21 protein-coding genes are annotated in these 18,290 nt (G+C 38.1%); all 21 read right to left on the reverse strand.

What is annotated here, in order from left to right:
* Position 1: 1 nt before the first annotated feature.
* Positions 2-313 (reverse strand): thioredoxin, encoded by a 312-nt coding sequence (gene trxA, locus QFX10_RS00005; RefSeq protein WP_280606245.1) that lies wholly within the window; start codon positions 311-313, stop codon positions 2-4.
* A 71-nt stretch (positions 314-384) separates the two neighbouring features.
* The gene (locus QFX10_RS00010; RefSeq protein WP_280606246.1) at positions 385-2,745 is read right to left on the reverse strand and encodes an endonuclease MutS2; all 2,361 of its coding nucleotides are present in this window, start codon (positions 2,743-2,745) and stop codon (positions 385-387) included.
* A gap of 16 nt (positions 2,746-2,761) precedes the next feature.
* Positions 2,762-3,274: a CvpA family protein gene (locus QFX10_RS00015; RefSeq protein ID WP_280606247.1), complete on the reverse strand. Its 513-nt coding sequence runs from the start codon at positions 3,272-3,274 to the stop codon at positions 2,762-2,764.
* Entirely contained in the window at positions 3,271-3,528 is a 258-nt protein-coding gene (locus QFX10_RS00020) for a cell division protein ZapA (protein WP_280606248.1), read from the reverse strand. Before QFX10_RS00020 ends, QFX10_RS00015 begins: the two co-directional genes overlap by 4 nt.
* Before the next feature lie 230 nt (positions 3,529-3,758).
* Complete coding sequence (locus tag QFX10_RS00025) at positions 3,759-4,052, reverse strand: DUF1292 domain-containing protein (RefSeq protein ID WP_280606249.1); 294 nt, start codon at positions 4,050-4,052, stop codon at positions 3,759-3,761.
* A gap of 15 nt (positions 4,053-4,067) precedes the next feature.
* Positions 4,068-4,508, reverse strand: coding sequence for a Holliday junction resolvase RuvX (gene ruvX / locus QFX10_RS00030; RefSeq protein ID WP_302473222.1), 441 nt, complete (start codon positions 4,506-4,508; stop codon positions 4,068-4,070).
* Positions 4,509-4,582: 74 nt separating this feature from the next.
* Positions 4,583-4,837, reverse strand: a complete 255-nt coding sequence (locus QFX10_RS00035) for an IreB family regulatory phosphoprotein (protein ID WP_280606250.1) — start codon at positions 4,835-4,837, stop codon at positions 4,583-4,585.
* Between the two features lie 78 nt (positions 4,838-4,915).
* Positions 4,916-7,561, reverse strand: a complete 2,646-nt coding sequence (gene alaS / locus QFX10_RS00040; protein WP_280606251.1) for an alanine--tRNA ligase — start codon at positions 7,559-7,561, stop codon at positions 4,916-4,918.
* Between the two features lie 532 nt (positions 7,562-8,093).
* Positions 8,094-9,476, reverse strand: coding sequence for an ISLre2 family transposase (locus tag QFX10_RS00045; protein ID WP_280606252.1), 1,383 nt, complete (start codon positions 9,474-9,476; stop codon positions 8,094-8,096).
* A gap of 16 nt (positions 9,477-9,492) precedes the next feature.
* Entirely contained in the window at positions 9,493-10,101 is a 609-nt protein-coding gene (locus tag QFX10_RS00050; protein WP_280606253.1) for a hypothetical protein, read from the reverse strand.
* Complete coding sequence (locus tag QFX10_RS00055) at positions 10,091-10,651, reverse strand: hypothetical protein (RefSeq protein WP_280606254.1); 561 nt, start codon at positions 10,649-10,651, stop codon at positions 10,091-10,093. Before QFX10_RS00055 ends, QFX10_RS00050 begins: the two co-directional genes overlap by 11 nt.
* Positions 10,638-11,888: a phage tail tip lysozyme gene (locus tag QFX10_RS00060; protein WP_280606255.1), complete on the reverse strand. Its 1,251-nt coding sequence runs from the start codon at positions 11,886-11,888 to the stop codon at positions 10,638-10,640. Before QFX10_RS00060 ends, QFX10_RS00055 begins: the two co-directional genes overlap by 14 nt.
* Positions 11,889-11,894: 6 nt before the next feature.
* Entirely contained in the window at positions 11,895-12,140 is a 246-nt protein-coding gene (locus QFX10_RS00065; RefSeq protein ID WP_280606256.1) for a hypothetical protein, read from the reverse strand.
* Positions 12,140-14,044, reverse strand: coding sequence for a putative type IV secretion/conjugal transfer ATPase (locus QFX10_RS00070; protein ID WP_369943206.1), 1,905 nt, complete (start codon positions 14,042-14,044; stop codon positions 12,140-12,142). The genes QFX10_RS00065 and QFX10_RS00070 overlap by 1 nt, the downstream gene beginning before the upstream one ends.
* A 38-nt stretch (positions 14,045-14,082) precedes the next feature.
* Complete coding sequence (locus tag QFX10_RS00075) at positions 14,083-14,673, reverse strand: TraC-like domain-containing protein (RefSeq protein WP_280606258.1); 591 nt, start codon at positions 14,671-14,673, stop codon at positions 14,083-14,085.
* Between the two features lie 11 nt (positions 14,674-14,684).
* On the reverse strand, positions 14,685-14,978 hold the full coding sequence (locus QFX10_RS00080) for a DUF5592 family protein (RefSeq protein WP_280606259.1): 294 nt from the start codon (positions 14,976-14,978) through the stop codon (positions 14,685-14,687).
* 71 nt (positions 14,979-15,049) lie between these two features.
* The gene (locus tag QFX10_RS00085; protein WP_280606260.1) at positions 15,050-15,361 is read right to left on the reverse strand and encodes a hypothetical protein; all 312 of its coding nucleotides are present in this window, start codon (positions 15,359-15,361) and stop codon (positions 15,050-15,052) included.
* A 249-nt stretch (positions 15,362-15,610) separates the two neighbouring features.
* Entirely contained in the window at positions 15,611-15,739 is a 129-nt protein-coding gene (locus QFX10_RS00090; protein ID WP_280606261.1) for a hypothetical protein, read from the reverse strand.
* Between the two features lie 254 nt (positions 15,740-15,993).
* A complete protein-coding gene (locus QFX10_RS00095) occupies positions 15,994-16,254 on the reverse strand; it encodes a hypothetical protein (protein WP_280606262.1) in 261 nt (86 codons plus the stop codon).
* Between the two features lie 320 nt (positions 16,255-16,574).
* A complete protein-coding gene (locus tag QFX10_RS00100; protein ID WP_280606263.1) occupies positions 16,575-17,426 on the reverse strand; it encodes an Rpn family recombination-promoting nuclease/putative transposase in 852 nt (283 codons plus the stop codon).
* 444 nt (positions 17,427-17,870) lie between these two features.
* Positions 17,871-18,284 (reverse strand): hypothetical protein, encoded by a 414-nt coding sequence (locus QFX10_RS00105; protein WP_280606264.1) that lies wholly within the window; start codon positions 18,282-18,284, stop codon positions 17,871-17,873.
* Positions 18,285-18,290 lie beyond the last annotated feature (6 nt).

The following is an 18,290-nucleotide window of genomic DNA, read 5'->3' on the forward strand; positions in this document are numbered from 1 at the left end:
CTTAGAGATATTGTTCCAGTTTGCTCTTTAGCGCATTCTTATCATGGTAACCGATCAAAGTATCGACCACTTTACCATCTTTTTGAATGACCATCGTTGGAATGCTCATTACTCCATAGGCTGCTGCTGTTGCTTGGTTTTTATCAACATCTACTTTACCGATCGTAACTTTATCACCTAACTCATCAGCTAATTGCTCGATCACAGGTGCTTGCATCCGACAAGGACCACACCAAGTAGCCCAAAAATCCGTCAACGTCAAACCTTGTGCTGTTTCTGCTTTGTAATCACTATCTGTCCATTCTTTAACCATAATATCCACCTTCACTTTCTTTTCGTAAGTATAATACCACATATATTTAAAATTGCAACTTATTTGTTTGCTCACTTAAAGTAAACAACTGTCGCACCGTCGCCTCCATTATTAGGCGCTGCAAAATTGAATCGTTTGACTGCTCGATTAGTATTTAAATATTGCGTGATCCCTTGACGTAAAGCACCCGTCCCTTTACCATGCACGATCGTAACTGATGGGTAACCTGCTAAGATCGCCGCATCGATATAGCGATCAACTTCTGTCAACGCTTCTTCATAGCGTTTACCACGTAGATCTAGCCGTGGTGAAACATGACTCTTTGAAGCCGAGCGTAAGACCGTCCCAGCGCGTTTAGCTTTCTTAGGCGCAACTTTGATCTTTTCTAGCTCAGATTCATCAAGCTTCATCTTTAAGATCCCTAGTTGAACTTCCCACGTATGGGCGTCGACTTTCTTCAATAAAACTCCACGTTGCCCATAAGAAGTTACCATCACGTCATCATTTGGTTGCAATGTTTGTTCTTTTTTAGCTTTACGTAAGATCCGATTTTTTTGGAGCGCTTGTGGTTGTTCAAGGGCATTTAATTTAGCTTTAGCATCGATCAACTGATTTTCTTTAACATCTGATACAGCTTTAGACTGCAACTCACGTAAATCTTTGATAATCTCATCTGCCTTACTTTGCGCCTGTGTCACAAGTTCATTGGCTTGTTTTTTAGCATCTTCGAGCAGTCGCTCTCTTTCAGCGCTAAAGCGTTCATACATGGTCGTCAACTCAGTGTGCACTTTTCTTGCTTCAGTCAGATCATGTTCAAGTTCGATCGCATCTTCTTCTGCTTGCCGTCTTTTCTTCACTAGATCAGCGATCATTTCGTTTAGATCTTGACTATCTTTAGCTGTCAGATCACGAGCAGCCGTAATGATATGCGCCTCTAGACCTAAACGCGCTGAAATGTTGAACGCATTACTTTGTCCAGGGATCCCGATCAGTAAACGATACGTTGGGCGTAACGTTTCTTCATTGAATTCCATTGAAGCGTTGATCGTTTGAGGCCGTTCAAAACCGTATGTTTTTAATTCTGGATAGTGGGTCGTCGCTAAAACATACGCCCCTTTACTTCCAAGTTCATCTAAGATCGCGATCGCAAGCGCTGCCCCTTCTTGAGGGTCTGTTCCTGCACCAAGTTCGTCAAATAAAACAAGAGACCGTTTATCGACTTGACGTAAGATCTTGACGATATTTGTCATATGCGATGAAAAAGTACTCAAATTTTGTTCGATCGATTGTTCATCACCAATATCGGCAAAGATCTCTTTAAAGATCCCGATCCGACTATTTTCAAAAGCTGGAATAAATAGTCCAGCTTGTCCCATCATTTGGATCAGCCCTAGCGTTTTTAAAGTGATCGTTTTCCCACCGGTATTTGGGCCAGTGATCACCATAGCTTGATAATCTTTGCCTAAGATCAGATCATTTTTGACGGCTTTTTTAGGCTCTAAAAGCGGATGCCAAACTTGGCGTAAATAAATATCATTTTCACGTGATAATTTGGGCTCAGTCGCTTTAAGCTCTTTAGCATATTTAGCTTTAGCATTGATCAGATCAAATTCACCGATGATCTTGGCATTTTGTTCGATCTCAGCCGTATATGGTGCGACTAATTCAGATAATTCGCGCAAGATCCGTCTGATCTCTTCGTTTTGAGCGACGATCTCTTGCCGCAAGCGATCATTTAACTCAACGACTACACGTGGTTCAACAAAATACGTTTGTCCTGAAGAACTTTGATCATGCACGATACCGCCAAACTTAGCTCGGTGCTCTGCACGCACCGGGATCACATAGCGATCATTTCGGATCGTTACATTTGTTCCACTCAAATATTTAGCGGCCGAACCACGCGTCAGTTCGTTTAATTTTTCGCGGATCGCACTTTCAGTGTTGGCGATCTGACGCCGTAACGAACGCAATAAACGCGAAGCATCGTCAGTCACATATCCATCACTTTCAAGTGAGATCCGTAAACGCCGATCAAGCTCAGGTAAAGTGGCTAACTCATCATTTAAGCCATAAAGGTAGTTTAGTTCAACATGTTCATCTGCTAGCGCTCTAAAAAAACGTTGGCTCTCGTTAGCAAAACGTAAAACTTTTCCGATCTGCGCTAATTCTTTACCGTTCAAAGTCGCTCCGATCGCCAAGCGTTTCAAATGGGGCGCAACTGAAACGATATTAGGAACAGGGATCCCGCCTTTGAGGCGTAAAATATCTGCCCCATCCTTTGTCTTGTCTAATTCTGTCTGGATCTGTATAAATTCTGTTCGAGGTTTGAGTTTTTTGACTAAAGCATGACCCATCTCAGTCACAGTATACTCAGCTAACCGTTGCATGATCTTATCATACTCAAGAACATACAAACTTTTTTTATTCAAAAAATTACCCCCTATTTTAAAGTACTGTCAGTTCTGGCTGTTCTAACCAATGGCTATAGATCTCTTGTGAGATGATCGGTGTCTTTTTCAAAATAAATTGTGCCCCGCTCGAATCTAAGATTACTTCTTTAGGCGTTGGTGTCGGCCAAACACTTCCTAACAATAGACCAAAAAACAACACACCATACATCATCAAAAAAGAAACGATCCCCCCCAATAAACGATCGACATGTGAAATAACTGGTAAACGCCGCGTTGTTTTTTTGAGCGTCACCGTCACAAAACGCAATAAGATACCACCAACAAGCATGATCAACCAAAAGGCTAAGATCTGATAGAAGATCAATTGAACTCCTAAACTCCTAAAAAGATCAGCTAAGCTCTGGCCCACACTTGGTGCAAACCATAGGCTGAGCACCATGAGCGCTATAAAACCGATCAATTTTACTGAGACTGCTAAAAATCCTCGGGTAGCACCATGTTTAAACGCCACAAATAACAATAAAATTATTATTAAAGTTAGAATCATTGGTCATCCTTATTTTCTTTTTCAAGTAATTTTGTTAATTCTTTTTGCTTATAAAGTTGATCTGAGACCGCATTGATCGCAAGCAAGATCGCTGCTTGCTCCGAACTCAAAGACGGCATCAACTCTTTTACTTCACTTAATTGTTGATCAACGATCTTAGCAACAGCTTCCATATGCTCTGGCTGTGCTTTTCCGATGATCGTATACACTTTACCGGCGATCTTGATCTTATAACGTCGTTTTTCTTCAGACATTTTCCTTACCGCTATATCAAATATGTGAGATATAGCTTTTCCTTTCTCTCGATCTCTTTATTTACGATGTCAAAATCGCTATTCCTAAATTTCAACTTAAATTAAATGATGATCTTTTCTTCATTTTAGCACATCTCAAAATCAAGCTAAAATATCACCTTAAAACCTTGATCATCTTTAAAAAAGGAGCTGGTCAATTGCCAGCCCCTTTCTACATTATCTGATCGTTTTTAACTGTTTAGATTTTCATCGTTTAAGAAAGTATCTAAAACACCTTCGACCATATCCCATTCTTCATCACTTTCGATATCGAATAGTTCGGCATCTTTGGCTTCACCATCTTCATTTGGATCAAATGAAAAGGCTAAGACATCAACTTGTTCTTCTGGTTCTGAACCAGCTGGGATCAACAAGATATAAGATTTACCATAATCTTCTGATTCAAATGTGAATAAAACTTCATATAATGTTTCATTTCCATCTTGATCGACTAAAGTGATCAAGTTTTCATCTTGTGCACTCATTTGTATTCCTCTTTTCTATAATTGAGCTAATAATTTACCTTTACCATCTAGGTAATTTTGTAAGATCAAGCTAGCGGCAAGCTTATCGATAACTTGTTTGCGCTTCTTGCGGGAAGTATCTGCTTGTTCAACTAACATCCGTTCAGCTTCAACAGTCGTCAAACGTTCATCACAAAAATCGATCGGCAGACCAAACGTTTCAACTAAAAGCTCGCCATAACGCTGTGAAGCTTCAGCGCGAGGTCCTAACGTATTGTTCATGTTTTTAGGCAGACCAAGCACAAAACCTACCACATCATATTTCTCTACGAGTTCTTTAACTCGCTCGATCCCAAAACGACCTTCGTCTTCGTTGATCCTTATGATCTCGACTCCTTGAGCTGTCCAGCCCAATTCATCACTAACTGCGATCCCGACCGTTCTTGAACCGACATCTAATCCCATCAATCGTGCCACGTGCGTACCTACTGATCAGATCGACCGATCAGGTTTCCTTTCTTTTTCACTCAATGACCACTATTACTTATAGATCACTGCTTATCAAGATATGAGCGAACTAACTCTTCGATGATCTCGTCGCGCTCATGTCTTCTGATCAAATTACGTGCATCATTTAGGCGTGGGATATAAGCCGGATCTCCAGACAAAAGATAACCTACGATCTGATTGATCGGATTATACCCTTTTTCTTCCAATGCAGCATAAACTGTCTTCAAAGTTTCGCGTACATCCTTTTTCTTACCATCATCAAAGTTAAAATACATCGTCTTATCTAACGAACTCATCCCAAAACACCTCCGTGAGCTACTTTATTACACCTATTTTACTAAACAACGCCGTCAACTACAATCATCTAGCTTGATTTATTTTGTTTCTAGCCAAGCACTTGCTTTTTCTAAAGCAGCTTGGATCCCGGCTGGCTCTTTACCCCCAGCTTGCGCTAAGTTTGGTCGGCCACCACCGCCACCACCAACAAGTGGAGCAATCTCTTTGATCAGATCCCCAGCCTTTAAGCCAGCTTTGATCTTTGCATCTGAAACAGCAGCGATCAAGTTAACTTTATCTTTGGTTGGAGCAGTTGCTAACACTAATACGTCAGAGAGTTGTTGTTCTTTCCATTGATCAGCTAATTGCCGCAATTGATCCATCCCAGAAACTTTGACTTGAGCTGCGATCAAAGTATGACCGTTGACTTCTTTGACATCTTTGAAGACATCTTTAGCTTGTTGGCTTGCAAATTTAGCTTCTAGAGCTTCTTTTTGCTGTTCTAATTCTTTGATCTGGGCTTGCATTGCTTCGACTTTCCGTGGCACTTCTTTTAATTGGACTACTTTCATCTCAGCAGCGGCTTCTTGTAAGAGGTCATTTCTTTGTTCTAAAAATTCAAAGGCTTCTTTAGAAGTTACCGCTTCGATCCGACGCACGCCAGCTCCGACACCTGATTCAGAGACGATCTTGAAAAGCCCTAATTCATTAGTGTTATCAACGTGGTTGCCCCCACAAAATTCCATTGAGTAGTCGCCAGCTTTAACGACTCGCACTGTTTCACCATATTTTTCGCTAAAGAGTGCGATCGCTCCCATCTTCTTTGCATTTTCCAGATCAGTCACAACTGTTTGCACTGGCAAGTTTTGCCAGATTTTATCATTTACGATATCTTCAACTTGTTTAAGTTGTTCTGGCGTAACTGAACCTAAGTTAGTAAAGTCAAAGCGCAAATAAGTCGGTTCTACTAACGAACCAGCTTGATGCGTATGTTCACCTAAAACATCACGTAAAGCTTGGTCCAATAAGTGAGTTGCTGTATGGTTCTTTTTGACTTTAGCATGGAAAGTCTGATCGACTTCTAAGCGATAGCTTTCGTCTTTTTGAATATCTTGCAATAATTTGAGCGTGTGCATGTTTTGACCATTTGGCGCATGTTGCACATCTTTTACTTCGGCTACTGTTTGTCCTGCAAGATCTTTGATCAAACCTTTATCAGCAACTTGGCCCCCCATTTCAGCGTAAAATGGTGTCTTATCAAAAATCACTTGGACTTCGTCACCTTTAACTGCATGAGCGACTAACGCTTCATCTTTGATGATATCTTTTAGAACACCGATCGTTTCAAGCTCATCATAACCAACGTATTCACTTGGTGTCTTGATGTCTGTCAAAAGCCCACTTTGCACACCCATTGATTTAGCATTGGAACGTGCATTTCGTGCTCGTTCCCGTTGCTTTTTCATTTCTTCATCAAAACCAGCTTTGTCAACGGAAAGGCCGTTATCGCTAGCGTATTCTAACGTCAATTCGTATGGGAAACCATACGTATCGTAAAGCTTGAAGACACCTGCGCCTGGAAGCTTATCTTCGCCAGAAGCTTTTGTTTTAGCGATCAACTCATCTAACAAGGAGACTCCATCTTTTAATGTTTCGTTGAAACGATCTTCTTCCATATGGATCACTTTTTCGATGTAGTCGGCTTGTTCTAAAACTTCTGGATAGGCTGATTCCATGATCTTACCGACAACTGGGACCAATTTGTACAAGAAAGCTTGCTCGATCCCGAGTTTTTGTCCGTGCATCACAGCCCGCCGGATCAAACGGCGAATAACGTAACCGCGTCCTTCATTTGAAGGTAAAGCACCATCGCCGATCGCAAAAGTCACAGCCCGCGCATGATCAGCAATAACTTTAAAGGAGATATCTTTTTCAGGGTCATCACCGTATTGATACTTACCACTCAACTTCGCAGTTGCTTCGATGATCGGTAAAAAGAGATCTGTTTCAAAGTTTGTCCGTGCATTTTGGAAAACAGAAACGACACGTTCTAAGCCCATGCCCGTATCAATGTTTTTATGTGGCAATTCTTCGTAAGTTCCATCAGGCTTATGGTTGAATTGTGAGAACACGATATTCCAGATCTCAAGGTAACGTTCGTTTTCGCCACCAGGATAGTTTTCAGGATCGTCTTCTGCCACATTGTTCATCGCTTGACCACGATCATAGAAGATCTCAGAGTCTGGACCAGAAGGACCTTCACCAATATCCCAGAAGTTATCTTCAGCTTCGTAGATATGGTCTTCTTTGACCCCAACTTCGCGCCAGATGCGGTGGGCATCTGTATCTTTTGGATAAACTGTGATGTAAAGTTTTTCTGGATCAAGGGCAAACCATTCTTTACTTGTCAAAAGTTCCCAGGCCCAAGCGATCGCTTCTTCTTTGAAATAATCGCCAACTGAGAAATTGCCGAGCATTTCAAAAAGCGTATGGTGGCGCGCTGTCCGTCCAACATTTTCAATATCATTCGTGCGGATCGATTTTTGTGAGCTCGTCAACCGATGGTTCTTAGGAACGACTGAGCCATCAAAATATTTCTTCATCGTAGCGACCCCAGAGTTGATCCAAAGCAACGTTGGATCATCATGTGGGACTAGGGGAGCACTTTTTAAAACATCATGCCCCTTTTTTTCAAAGAAATCTAAATACATTTGTCTGATCTGTGCACTGGATAGTTCTTTCATATCTCTTTCCTTTCTTGACCTAAGAGAATAAAAAAGCACCGCTGCTAGCAAGGACGCTGATGCGCGGTACCACCTTGCTTGCAACGATGTTCATCGTAACCTCTTAGTTGCCCAAATACGTGGGCACGTTATTTTCATGTTGATCATATTCAGGGAGCATCAAATGAGCTTTGCAAGTTCTCACACCACCCGAACTCTCGCTGAAACAAAGTGACCATTTGATATGTCCTGAGTCAAGGCAAAGTATAAGCAAAAAAGCGCTCTTTGTCAAGTTAGTTTTAGATACTGTATGCGTTCGCTAATCCTCGGTTTCCAAAATTTAGCCCATTTTAAAATAATCTTTATCTAACCTATATATAAGATTTACCAAAAGCCCACTCATAGCCCACACTACGAGCGTTTCCGTACTTTATTTTACAACTATTTTACGATTTTTTTACTCTGTATTCAATCATTTTTTATCCCACTTATTTAATAAATATATTTTGATGTATACAGGTGGAAATTTAGCATGAAGTTTTTCAAATAATTTTTAAATAGAATACCTGCGTTTAATTATCCCCATTGCTGTACTGGATCCGCCATTATTTGGAATAGCTCCATGTCGTACACCTTCGTGCTCTAAATGAGGGTCACTAAGTATCTTGTCTATGTCCAATACCTGATCATGTCTTTCCAATTCTTCTCCTTTCACGCCAATTTCTATAGCTTTCCAATATTCCCCATTTTGTTTGTGCGTAATCAATTTGATCATATTATGCGCGCCGTTCTTACACCAACTTCTTCCCTGATGCTTCATACGATACGAATATGGTCGGTGCTTACTCTCACATACACCCAGTCCTATTTTAGGTACATTAATATTTCTATTATAAAAAGGATTTATATAGGGCCAATTTCGTTCTAAATATTTGCTCAATAATCGCGTATAATGCTTAGCTTTCTGACTATCTTCTTGAATGGCTGCCAATGACTCCATTGTATCCAAAACACTGATCACCTTATCCTTTGAATACTCCTTAATTGCTTTATTCATTGGTTCTATCAACTCCTGACAAAAATACATACGTTCTTTGATTTTACGATTAAGATGATAACGGTCTAAAAAATGCTCATGTTGCTTACTCCCTAAAGCCAATTCATAAAATACTGATGGCTCATATCCTGATCCACCATCGCTATTGGATAATATCAAAGTATCTCTTAAATCATAGTGTTTCTGAAGATAATTCAACATATCATCGTAACAACGTTTTCGTGATGCTCCTGAAAATTGATGCACATTAACACACTTACTACGCTTACCATTTTTTTCAACACCCTCGTGAACTTGGAAACGATGAACATTTATCAAACCTTTAGATTGGGACTTTATCAGCAAAGCGTCACCTTCCAAATAAAGTACTGGTATTCGTCTTTTGTCCGGACACAATAATTCTTCCTCATTCTTCTGATACTCTGTTGTTTGCTCTGCTATTCGTTGAGTAATCGCATGTACTCCTGACGCAGATATATTTAAAGCAGACAAACTATTGACTGCTTCAGAGACTTTACGAAATTCTATTTTTGTTGTTAGATCCGCAATCTTTGCTTGTACCAGTGGACTATATCTCAATCGTGGTGAGATACCCAATAGATCATCTAATGGATAACGATAAAGTTTTCCTTTCTGCCACAATCGCCGTTCAAAAGTAACGTCTCCAAACAAAAATTGAACACTGCGCCTATCTTTTCTAGCTATTGAGTATCCTTCTGATCGCATCTTAGATACCAACCTATAATCAATGTCTTCTAAAACTCTACCTAAGATTTTAGAAAATTCTATGTTCATCAATTGATATACAGCTCGTTCAAAAGCTATATTACTGCTGTTGTTTGCTATCAATTCAGCTATTTCTTTTTCAAGTCCACCCATATAACATTATTCCCCTTTATTCTACTGTCTCATCTACCATACCCACTTTTGAAACTTCCGTAAAGACTTTTTTTCTTGGATCAAAAATTGACTGGTACACAAATCTTTGCTTGCCTTCAGATACCCCTGATCTAGAAGCCGCTTGTGTAATAATAGAGGTCACTTTAATAACCCCACTTTTTTCTTTAATGCCAATATATGATTCAATGTCATACAATCGTGATCTTAGTTGCAGGCTATCTACATAACTGCCACCAGAGCTATCTTTATCTGTGCCAAATAATTTCTTATCTTCAAAAACGTTACTGCTAACTATCTCTTTAGCTTTACGTGATCTAGAATTATATTCTTTTGAGTTATCAAAGTTAAAGAGTATTTGATACAATTTTCTAGCATAAGCTTCAGCATTTACTTCATTTCGATATCGTTCAAGGTTTTTTGGCTCAATATTATTCAGCATAACATTCTGTCTCTTGCTTCTATTTCTCTGAATGACTTTTGTTTTTCTTTGACAATCAGCGGTTTGAGCATCAATATGTTGTTGAACAAAATAAAAAGTCGTCGCTAGACCTAAATTTAATATAATAATCACGCCAAGCAATATATTTATCTTATTAAGCTTCATTGCTAGAACCTCCACGTAAAGAAGTTATCATATAAGAATTTACCTGTTGCCTCTCTAAGTTATAGTTCAGTTTGAAAAGCTTGATATATTCTTTTTGCGACTCAAATTGATAAGTCACCGTCACTAAAACTTCGCTGTCCTTTTTCTCGCTTGCTTGAAAGCTAACTTGTGTATTTATATTTTTCTTTACAAAAAATTTATCGCCGTAGTGCGTGTCCTCAAAAACTCTATTCGCTAGTTTTGATCCCAACACTTTTTTGATCATTGCTTTATTTTTTTCAAGATCATTTTTGGTTTGTATACCACCATAAACTAGCTCAAATACATATTTCAGACGTTGTTGTGCAGCTGATTCCATATAATCCAAATCCACATTCATTGACGCTTTTCGCTTATTTTCCCGTTGCTTTAGTGCTTTCTCATTAGCAGCCAACTGTTCCTTGGCTATTTTTAAATTATTATTATTTGGTAATAATGATAATGTGAAAATACAGCTAACGATGGCTAAACTACTTAAAATCATCCGCTGTTTCTTCTCATTTGTCTGCATTATTTTCCATTCCTTTCTTAATAACTTGGACTGGATCTAGCCAAGTCCCATCATCTACAAAAGCCTTACTCAAAGCTTTCTGTAGATTTTTTTCTTTAGTTATTCCTAAATGTAAGTGAGTATCGTTTATACCCGTATCACCTTTTCTTGAGACTCCGAGCTTATCACCAGCATTGACGATGTCCCCTTCTTTAACACTAATATCGCTCATATCACTTGCAAACTCTTGATATGCGATCCCGTATCCATCGTCTGTTATTTCCCAAATAAGATAAAATCCTAGACCCGAATCACTTGGTCTCATAATTTTTACAATTTTTCCACTATGGATCGCACGTACATCTCCACTGTACAAAGCATCGCCAAAATCGATACCGTCATGATACCCATTTGTTCGACTATCAGATTTACCATAATTTTGTTCACCTACTAATTTTGGACCTTCCTTAGGAACACCCGCAAAAGGCCAACACCACTCTCCTGACACTTCAATATCATTACCATTGCCACATTGGGCATAATCGGCATCATTTTGTGCACGTTGACTTGCATCTGTCGTTTCGATCGAATTATTTAATATACTATCGTTTGCAGTGATCGCGCTACCACCAAACTCTTTGTAGGCCCATTGAGCACCTGTCTCACGTAAATTTCCGAACTGGTCTTCATTACCAACCATTCCTTCATAATACAAAAACCAATTTTTAGTTGCTGTTTGAACATCAGTCGCTTTACCAACCAAATGCTTTACTTTGCTATATCCGTGAGTTAGTTCGTATTTGACCAATTTGAGCTCATTTTCTAACGTTAATGTCGACTCATCTCCTGCCTTGATCGATCCCTCAGAAGTTATTCGTGAACCGTTGATAGTATTACTCCAGCCAGACCATTGAAATAGACCATTAACACCTCCGCCCGGATTAGGATTATGTAATTTCAATCCCGATTCACCGATTGCATTGCCGATCGCTCCTGCTGCACCAGCCCCAGAAAAACCCATTTCCTTAGTTAGAAATTCAAATATCGCCTTTCCATTTTTATATTCGGCACTATTCTTATCGGTATAACTACCTGATACCCCTGTTGATACTTCTAAGCTTGGATTATCGCTACTGTCACAATCTTTACCACCATTAAGAACACTACTAAATAGCAGAAAGATCATAACGCCAACTATCGCTCCAGTTGCTACGATCGCTGTCACTAAACCTGTTAGCCACCACTTTAAATTTTTCAAACATGCTCACCTACCTAGAAAAAAGTAAAGTGCCAAAATAACACCTATATAGGCTAATAACTTAAGTAGTTCAATCAAAAATTTTTGTTCTTTTTCTGCAAACTCCTGTTTATCTAAGGTAGTTTCCGATGCAAAATATTTCTTAACGATCTCGTATTTTTGCTGTTGCTCTTGCCTAAATGACTTGGCCTTAGCCACTAAATTTAGCCGTTTCTGTCGCCTAGGACGCTTAATCTTGAACTTCTTGGACATCACTCGAATCCTCCGTAGCGTTTCACTTCATGAGTCATAAGCTGTTGCTCGAAAAATATATTACCGACACCAGCAATATTCATAAACAACTGGCCCACATTCATCGTTTTTAGTAACGCAAGCTCTGAAGGTGTCATCTGTCCATCAAGCGCCCTTGCTAGACGTGCAACATCGCCTTCAGAACTTCTAGCAAAAACGCGATACTGCATCAATCCGAATATTTGCTGGATAGCAATCGTATAGGGATTATCTAAACTTGTTGCTTCCCCTAAAATTCCCGTTAAACTTGATAGATTTAGTATCATTCCAGCAAAAGAATTACTCATACCGTCCATGATGCTCGCTAAGAGATCAACGGATCGCTTATATTTAGGTTTAAGAATATTTTGTGCTGCTGAAATATTAACGATGTAATGTGGCAGATCCGTTTCTTTGAAATTGTTGTTCTGTTTTAAAAATTGGCGACAACGTTTGCCGTTATTAGTAATATCTGCTGAAAGTAGCGTCAAAACTGAAAATATTTGTGCATTCAGTACTTCGGGCTCACCGATCAAACTCGAAAAATCAAATGTCACGACCTTCTCGTTCGAAATACTTTGAAATTGTGTAATCCCTTCAAAAATACCAGCATACGATGATTGCATCGTATCGATCGCAGATTGAATACGTGAGATCGCTAATTGCTCATACGAGTTAGGTGACTGCTGACGTGCCAATTTAACACGCTCGCTCTGCATATAAATGTTAAAATCTGACAGAGTTGGATATTCTTCCTTTTTGATCATAGTTGCTCGCAATTCATTTTCGTGTAGCTTTGGATTCCGATACCATATTCCCTTTTCAATATAAAAATTAATCAATGCTTTATTCAGGTAAGTTAGATCATCGTCAGATAGGGCATTAGACATCAATTTAAATATTGTCTTTAATTTATCGATATGCACTTGGAAACTTCGAATCTCATCAACTTGGCTACCATCTTCATTGGTCACAGTAGGAAAAATTTGAAATGGATTGATTCGATTTTGACTACCTGAAAGATCTAAGATCAAACCATGTTGTAGCTTAGTCTGCTCACGATACATACCGTTAACATCAAAGTTTCGAATATAATTTCCTTTTGAGTAAAGATCGTCATTTAACTTTAAAGCAAAAGTTGTCTGCCCTTGCTTAGGTGATCCTGAGATCAACATAAATGAAGTTGTGCGTTTATTGTCTCGTTCTAGAAAATTGAAATTAACTGCTCCGTTGGTTGGTGTCCAGCCGAAATATGTTCCATGATCGTCTTCCAATTTAGTGTGATTGTAAAAATAACCACCGGCTAGGTCATACGTCTTAATGATTGTCGATTTTCGACTATTTGGAAGTTCATATTGCTTTTTCGGTGTAATAAAAGGACTCAAATATTCAAAGTCTAGTTCTCCAGCTAAGACTGACATTTTATAACTTGAACATGTCTCTTTGATCTCTTTCACTCGTTTTTGTAGTAACTCTTCGGTATCTGCTGTAACAAATAATCTGACGTATATACCTTTCAATGAAATATTTAGCTGCTGAATCTGTCGATAAAGTTCATTCAATTCTTTGATCTCATCAAATTCTGTCTGATTATTCGTCTGTTTATTTTTACCAGAGATCCGGGTTTGTTTTTCATTGATCGCTTTAGTGATTTGCTTTTTGATCTTTTCACTATCTTTTGGCTCGACTGATAAAAATGCTCTAGCACCTTTAACTTGCATCAAGTCTCGTAACCAAAAATTAGCTAGACCTTTTGTCGGATACCCCAACACATGTAAGATCGTATAATAACCATCACCACCGTAATAATATAGATCAGGTTTGAAATTTAGATTGCCTTTAGGCTGCACTCGACTCAAAAAATCTAAGTCATACCCTTGCTTCATATACTGCTTAACTTCTCGTTTAGACAATAAAACCACTATTACACCTTCCCATTCATATTATTGATTTGCTCTAAAACTTCCTCTTTTTTCTTTCTAGTGATCATCTTGGGAACAAAATCTTGGTTGCCGTAGTTCATAGATTTTTGAACTATATCATCTAATTCTTTTATCGTCTGCCCAAAAAGAAATAGCAAAAATTCTGAGTTATAAATTTCTTTTTGGATCTGTACTTCGGTCTTAATGTTTTGTTCCAATATCTGTTTCTGATCTAAAAGTTGATCCCTTATTCGTCGATCCGTAATCTTCTTTAGCAACAGATCAGTATTAGCCAAACAAAATTTAAGGTACGCGATCTGTTGCGTAGTATCAGTCGGAAGTTTTGTCGTATATATCTCAAAACTAGCTTGAAATTGTACCAACCATGTGTGGTAATTGAGCAATGTGCTTTGCTGTTCTTCATGGCTAAGTCCGTTGAGATTTTTACCCGTGATTTCCAAAATTTGCATATATCCTCTATCTTTTGACAGCTCGATATATTCACCCTTGTTTTTCAATATTCGCTTGTACGGTGCTATTCTTAACCATTCAATAAATTGTTTAGTCGAACGCTCTTTTCGCTTAATATTCATTTCTTCACCCCTTATTTTTGAAAGCTACGATAGAACTGTCTTTTTCTTCTTATTGCTAACCAAAAGGCCCATAAAATGGTTTTCCCACTAAAAACTGGAAGCAATAAGTATCCGACCCACATTGGCGTTAAAAACAAATATAGTATCTGTGCATACTTCCACCAACCATTTGTTGGAAAAATTTTTCCCATTGTTAAAAATGCGATCACTAAAGCCACAACCACCACTAGCAACTTCCAAAGTAAAAAACCCGCCATTACCATTTTTGCGTTAATATCACGCGTTACTCCATAATTACCGTTCATCTTATGCCTCCTCATAAAATTAATTACTTATAGGATACTGACGAAGACCTAATCTGTATTTTTTAGGATATTTAACAAACTTGGTTTAGTTCCTGATAGCTATACTTGAAAAAACGATCGAACAAATAATTTTCAACTATAAAATCTCTAAATTCTTTTCGATCGATCCCACCTTCAAAACTTGGTTCATCTACCATTTCATTTAAAAATGCAAATCTCGCGTTGCTCAAAGTAAACCTTTCACTGTGATCGACATTTTGAATGTTTTCTAGTTGTTTTAAACGCTCGATAGCTTGAACTAATGGTAGTTTCAACATTTTTTCAATTTGAACTAAACGCCTCAATTCTTCCTTATCTTCAACAAAAAAATCGTTACTATTCATCACTGTTATGCCCCCCACATTATCTGTTTTTTTCTTAAAGTTCATAATTAAAAATAAGCTACAACCTTGCTAGGCACGTGAAGCGCTTGAGGTTGTAGCTTATTTTTAATTATGATATGTGCAAAAGCTGGTTACAGCTTGCGCAAGGAGCCCTTGCGACTGAAGTTATATATCATCTTCTAAGCGCGGTGGGCGGAGGTGGAGCGCTCGCTGTAACAGAAAAGATATCAAAATCTCAGGTTGTTATTTTTACTTTCTTTCGAAAAGTTCACCAACAGCTTCTGCACAATAACTTGCATATCCAATCCCATATACCGTAATAAAAACTAGGCAAATTCTTAGCAAGTTTACTACACTATCTTTAATTTTTTTGTCCATGTTAATCTCCTCTTAAATTTCGATGTGCTCGTTCCTAAAATTCCAATTAATTCACCTTTCCTTCTAAAGCACTCCCTTATTTTAAATTTCAATACTAAAATATACTTTTTTAGGACAAGTAAAAAAAGATAGTGATCTGTATTGCGCTATCTTATTTTAAATAAAATAAGCGCCTTGAAACCTATGTTCAAGACGCCTAGTCATTACTTCATAAACATTTTATTGATAGCTAGCTTCTATCTCAACATTACATACTACGCTATCTCTATCATTTCCCAATTGTGGCAGTCAAAATCAAAAATTAGCATAGGAGAAATACATGTGCATGCATTTCGATAGTATTCTGCATATTCTTGTCGATCTTCATAATAGTAAATCTCCCTCTCGTTCCAGCCGCTAGGTAACTCCTCTCCTCCATAGTATTTAAAATAACCACGTTCCTTGATTTCTAAAAAATATTCTGCCAGCTCTTGATGTTGATCTGCAAATTTTGAAAAATTATCGTAAATAACCATTACGTTTACCCTCCTAAAAATTCTTTGTCTAATTTATTAGACTTCTCTTTCTTTAATATGTGTTACATTTTCTTTAAGTACACAATAGTCCTGACAATGCAATCTTGCGAACCTGTGAGCACACACAGTGCTTGAGGTTGTGTTGTCGGGACTATTGTGTATAGTCCCAAAAGTCGTGTTAACGACTTGCGGAAGGAGCTTTAGCGACTGAAGTTATATACACTCTTCTAAGCGCGGTGGGCGGAGGCGGAGCGCTCGCTGTAAAAGAAAAATCTGCATAAAATAAGCGCCTCGAAACCTATGTTCAAGACGCTTAGTCATTACTTCACAAACATTTTGTCGTAAATTTTTTCTACCTCATCACGCTCAATATCATTAAAATCAGCAACAGTTTCTATAACTTTTTCTTTGTTATAGCCCTTACCGATTAATTTTTTTATCGCTTTTTCAAGCACTTTTTCTTGTCCTTCTTGAATGCCTTCTTTTCTTGCATAGTAACGCTCTGTTGCAAGGTTTTGTTCATAGTCCATAAAACTCACCTTCTTTCCTGTATCTGACTTCAGTTCATGTATACTTTTTTCTATCTTTTCTGTAAAACTATCGGTTGGGATACCATTGTTAACAAATTTTAAAAATGCCTTCAAACTTGCTGATGTACCTGAAAACTTTTCTGCTTTTGCGTTCAAAACGATATTATGTTCGCCTGTTTCAACTCTTTCTTTTGTCTGTTCAAGAATTAAACTAGTTGTGTACTTAGGTAGCCCAAGACCGCCAAAGTCAAAATCACAGATAAATATAACATATGTATCTACTTTTTCTACGAATGACTGTCCAGACTTTAGGGAGCGACTTACTAAGTTACTTTGATAATAAGACATTCTTTTTCCTAAATCATGATGATTAGCTATCTGCATTTCAATATCGTACATGCGACCCGTAACATCTTTTACATAAACATCAAATCTCACCCCACGAAAGACGGAACTATTTTTTGTGGTATATTCACTTCTAATATCGTAAATACTCGTGATATTTAATTCGGGCAATATCATTTGCAGAAGTTCCAAACAAATATCCTCATTTTCTGACAATATCCAAGTGAATATAATATTGTCCTTAAAACCAGCTTTTTGCCACTTTTCTTCCAATTTTAGCTCTCGGTTTTTATCCATTAACCACACACCTTTCTTGTTTTTGCAATTACATCCTACTTTTTTTACATGTTCATAGACTACTGATGCTTACAACTCTGCGTCAGCACGCAAAGCGCTTGGAGTTGTAAGTATTTGGAGTCTATGATAGTTGCAAAAGGTGGATACACCTTGCGCAAGGAGCTTTAGCGACTGAAGTTATATACACTCTTCTAAGCGCGGTGGGCGGGAGGCGGAGCGCTCATAAATCTTCACATTAGCATTAGTGGTAGCAAAATGGGAGCATTTTGTTTACTCATTCCTAAAGTGGTAGCAATTTGCTACCACTCTACCTTAATTTTAACTTGAGTGGTAGCAAAATGGGAGCATTTTGCTACCATTTTCACAAAAATTTATGCTTAAAGCTAAAAAGTGGTAGCATTTTGCTACCACTCACCGTCTCCATTCTGTTGTACAATAAGTCATTCATTCCAAGTTATATGTTGCCCCATTGTCTCTAATATTTTCAAACATGCTTATGTAAGCAGGCGCTACATGTTTTGACTTATCCTCTAAAAATTTAGCATACGTTAGCTCCAGTGCTTGGTACTCATTAGCTTTTATACTAGACGGTCTTACTTTCACATCTAAGCAAAGTAACGCTTGCATGAACCATTTAGGATTTTCATCATGAAGTGTTTTTAGAGTTTTGAAATACGTGTCTACCAAATTTATTGATATGTTACTTTCAATTATCTCTTCAAAACTTTTATCTAACAACTTTTTATAGTGAGCTGTTGGAACTTTAGTCTCATGGTAGCTATAAGTCATATCTGACATACTTTGTGCCATTTTGGCTAAAGGTAGTTTTCCAAATTCATCATAGTATTTTTTCACCATGTTCAC

It is taken from the genome of Ligilactobacillus faecis, from assembly GCF_029889745.1.
GTDB classification, from domain to species: domain Bacteria; phylum Bacillota; class Bacilli; order Lactobacillales; family Lactobacillaceae; genus Ligilactobacillus; species Ligilactobacillus faecis.

Bases quoted from the DNA above. Each gene is read 5' to 3' on its own strand.
- QFX10_RS00100 (WP_280606263.1), bottom strand. From the start codon at position 17,426: ATGGATAAAAACCGAGAGCTAAAATTGGAAGAAAAGTGGCAAAAAGCT.
- QFX10_RS00075 (WP_280606258.1), bottom strand. From the start codon at position 14,673: ATGAATATTAAGCGAAAAGAGCGTTCGACTAAACAATTTATTGAATGG.
- QFX10_RS00085 (WP_280606260.1), bottom strand. From the start codon at position 15,361: ATGAATAGTAACGATTTTTTTGTTGAAGATAAGGAAGAATTGAGGCGT.
- QFX10_RS00055 (WP_280606254.1), bottom strand. From the start codon at position 10,651: ATGCAGACAAATGAGAAGAAACAGCGGATGATTTTAAGTAGTTTAGCC.
- QFX10_RS00045 (WP_280606252.1), bottom strand. From the start codon at position 9,476: ATGGGTGGACTTGAAAAAGAAATAGCTGAATTGATAGCAAACAACAGC.
- QFX10_RS00050 (WP_280606253.1), bottom strand. From the start codon at position 10,101: ATGAAGCTTAATAAGATAAATATATTGCTTGGCGTGATTATTATATTA.
- QFX10_RS00090 (WP_280606261.1), bottom strand. From the start codon at position 15,739: ATGGACAAAAAAATTAAAGATAGTGTAGTAAACTTGCTAAGAATTTGC.
- trxA (WP_280606245.1), bottom strand. From the start codon at position 313: ATGGTTAAAGAATGGACAGATAGTGATTACAAAGCAGAAACAGCACAA.
- QFX10_RS00025 (WP_280606249.1), bottom strand. From the start codon at position 4,052: ATGAGTGCACAAGATGAAAACTTGATCACTTTAGTCGATCAAGATGGA.
- QFX10_RS00020 (WP_280606248.1), bottom strand. From the start codon at position 3,528: ATGTCTGAAGAAAAACGACGTTATAAGATCAAGATCGCCGGTAAAGTG.
- QFX10_RS00070 (WP_369943206.1), bottom strand. From the start codon at position 14,044: ATGAAGCAAGGGTATGACTTAGATTTTTTGAGTCGAGTGCAGCCTAAA.
- QFX10_RS00080 (WP_280606259.1), bottom strand. From the start codon at position 14,978: ATGAACGGTAATTATGGAGTAACGCGTGATATTAACGCAAAAATGGTA.
- QFX10_RS00095 (WP_280606262.1), bottom strand. From the start codon at position 16,254: ATGGTTATTTACGATAATTTTTCAAAATTTGCAGATCAACATCAAGAG.
- QFX10_RS00035 (WP_280606250.1), bottom strand. From the start codon at position 4,837: ATGAGTTCGTTAGATAAGACGATGTATTTTAACTTTGATGATGGTAAG.
- QFX10_RS00065 (WP_280606256.1), bottom strand. From the start codon at position 12,140: ATGTCCAAGAAGTTCAAGATTAAGCGTCCTAGGCGACAGAAACGGCTA.
- QFX10_RS00105 (WP_280606264.1), bottom strand. From the start codon at position 18,284: ATGGTGAAAAAATACTATGATGAATTTGGAAAACTACCTTTAGCCAAA.
- QFX10_RS00015 (WP_280606247.1), bottom strand. From the start codon at position 3,274: ATGATTCTAACTTTAATAATAATTTTATTGTTATTTGTGGCGTTTAAA.
- alaS (WP_280606251.1), bottom strand. From the start codon at position 7,561: ATGAAAGAACTATCCAGTGCACAGATCAGACAAATGTATTTAGATTTC.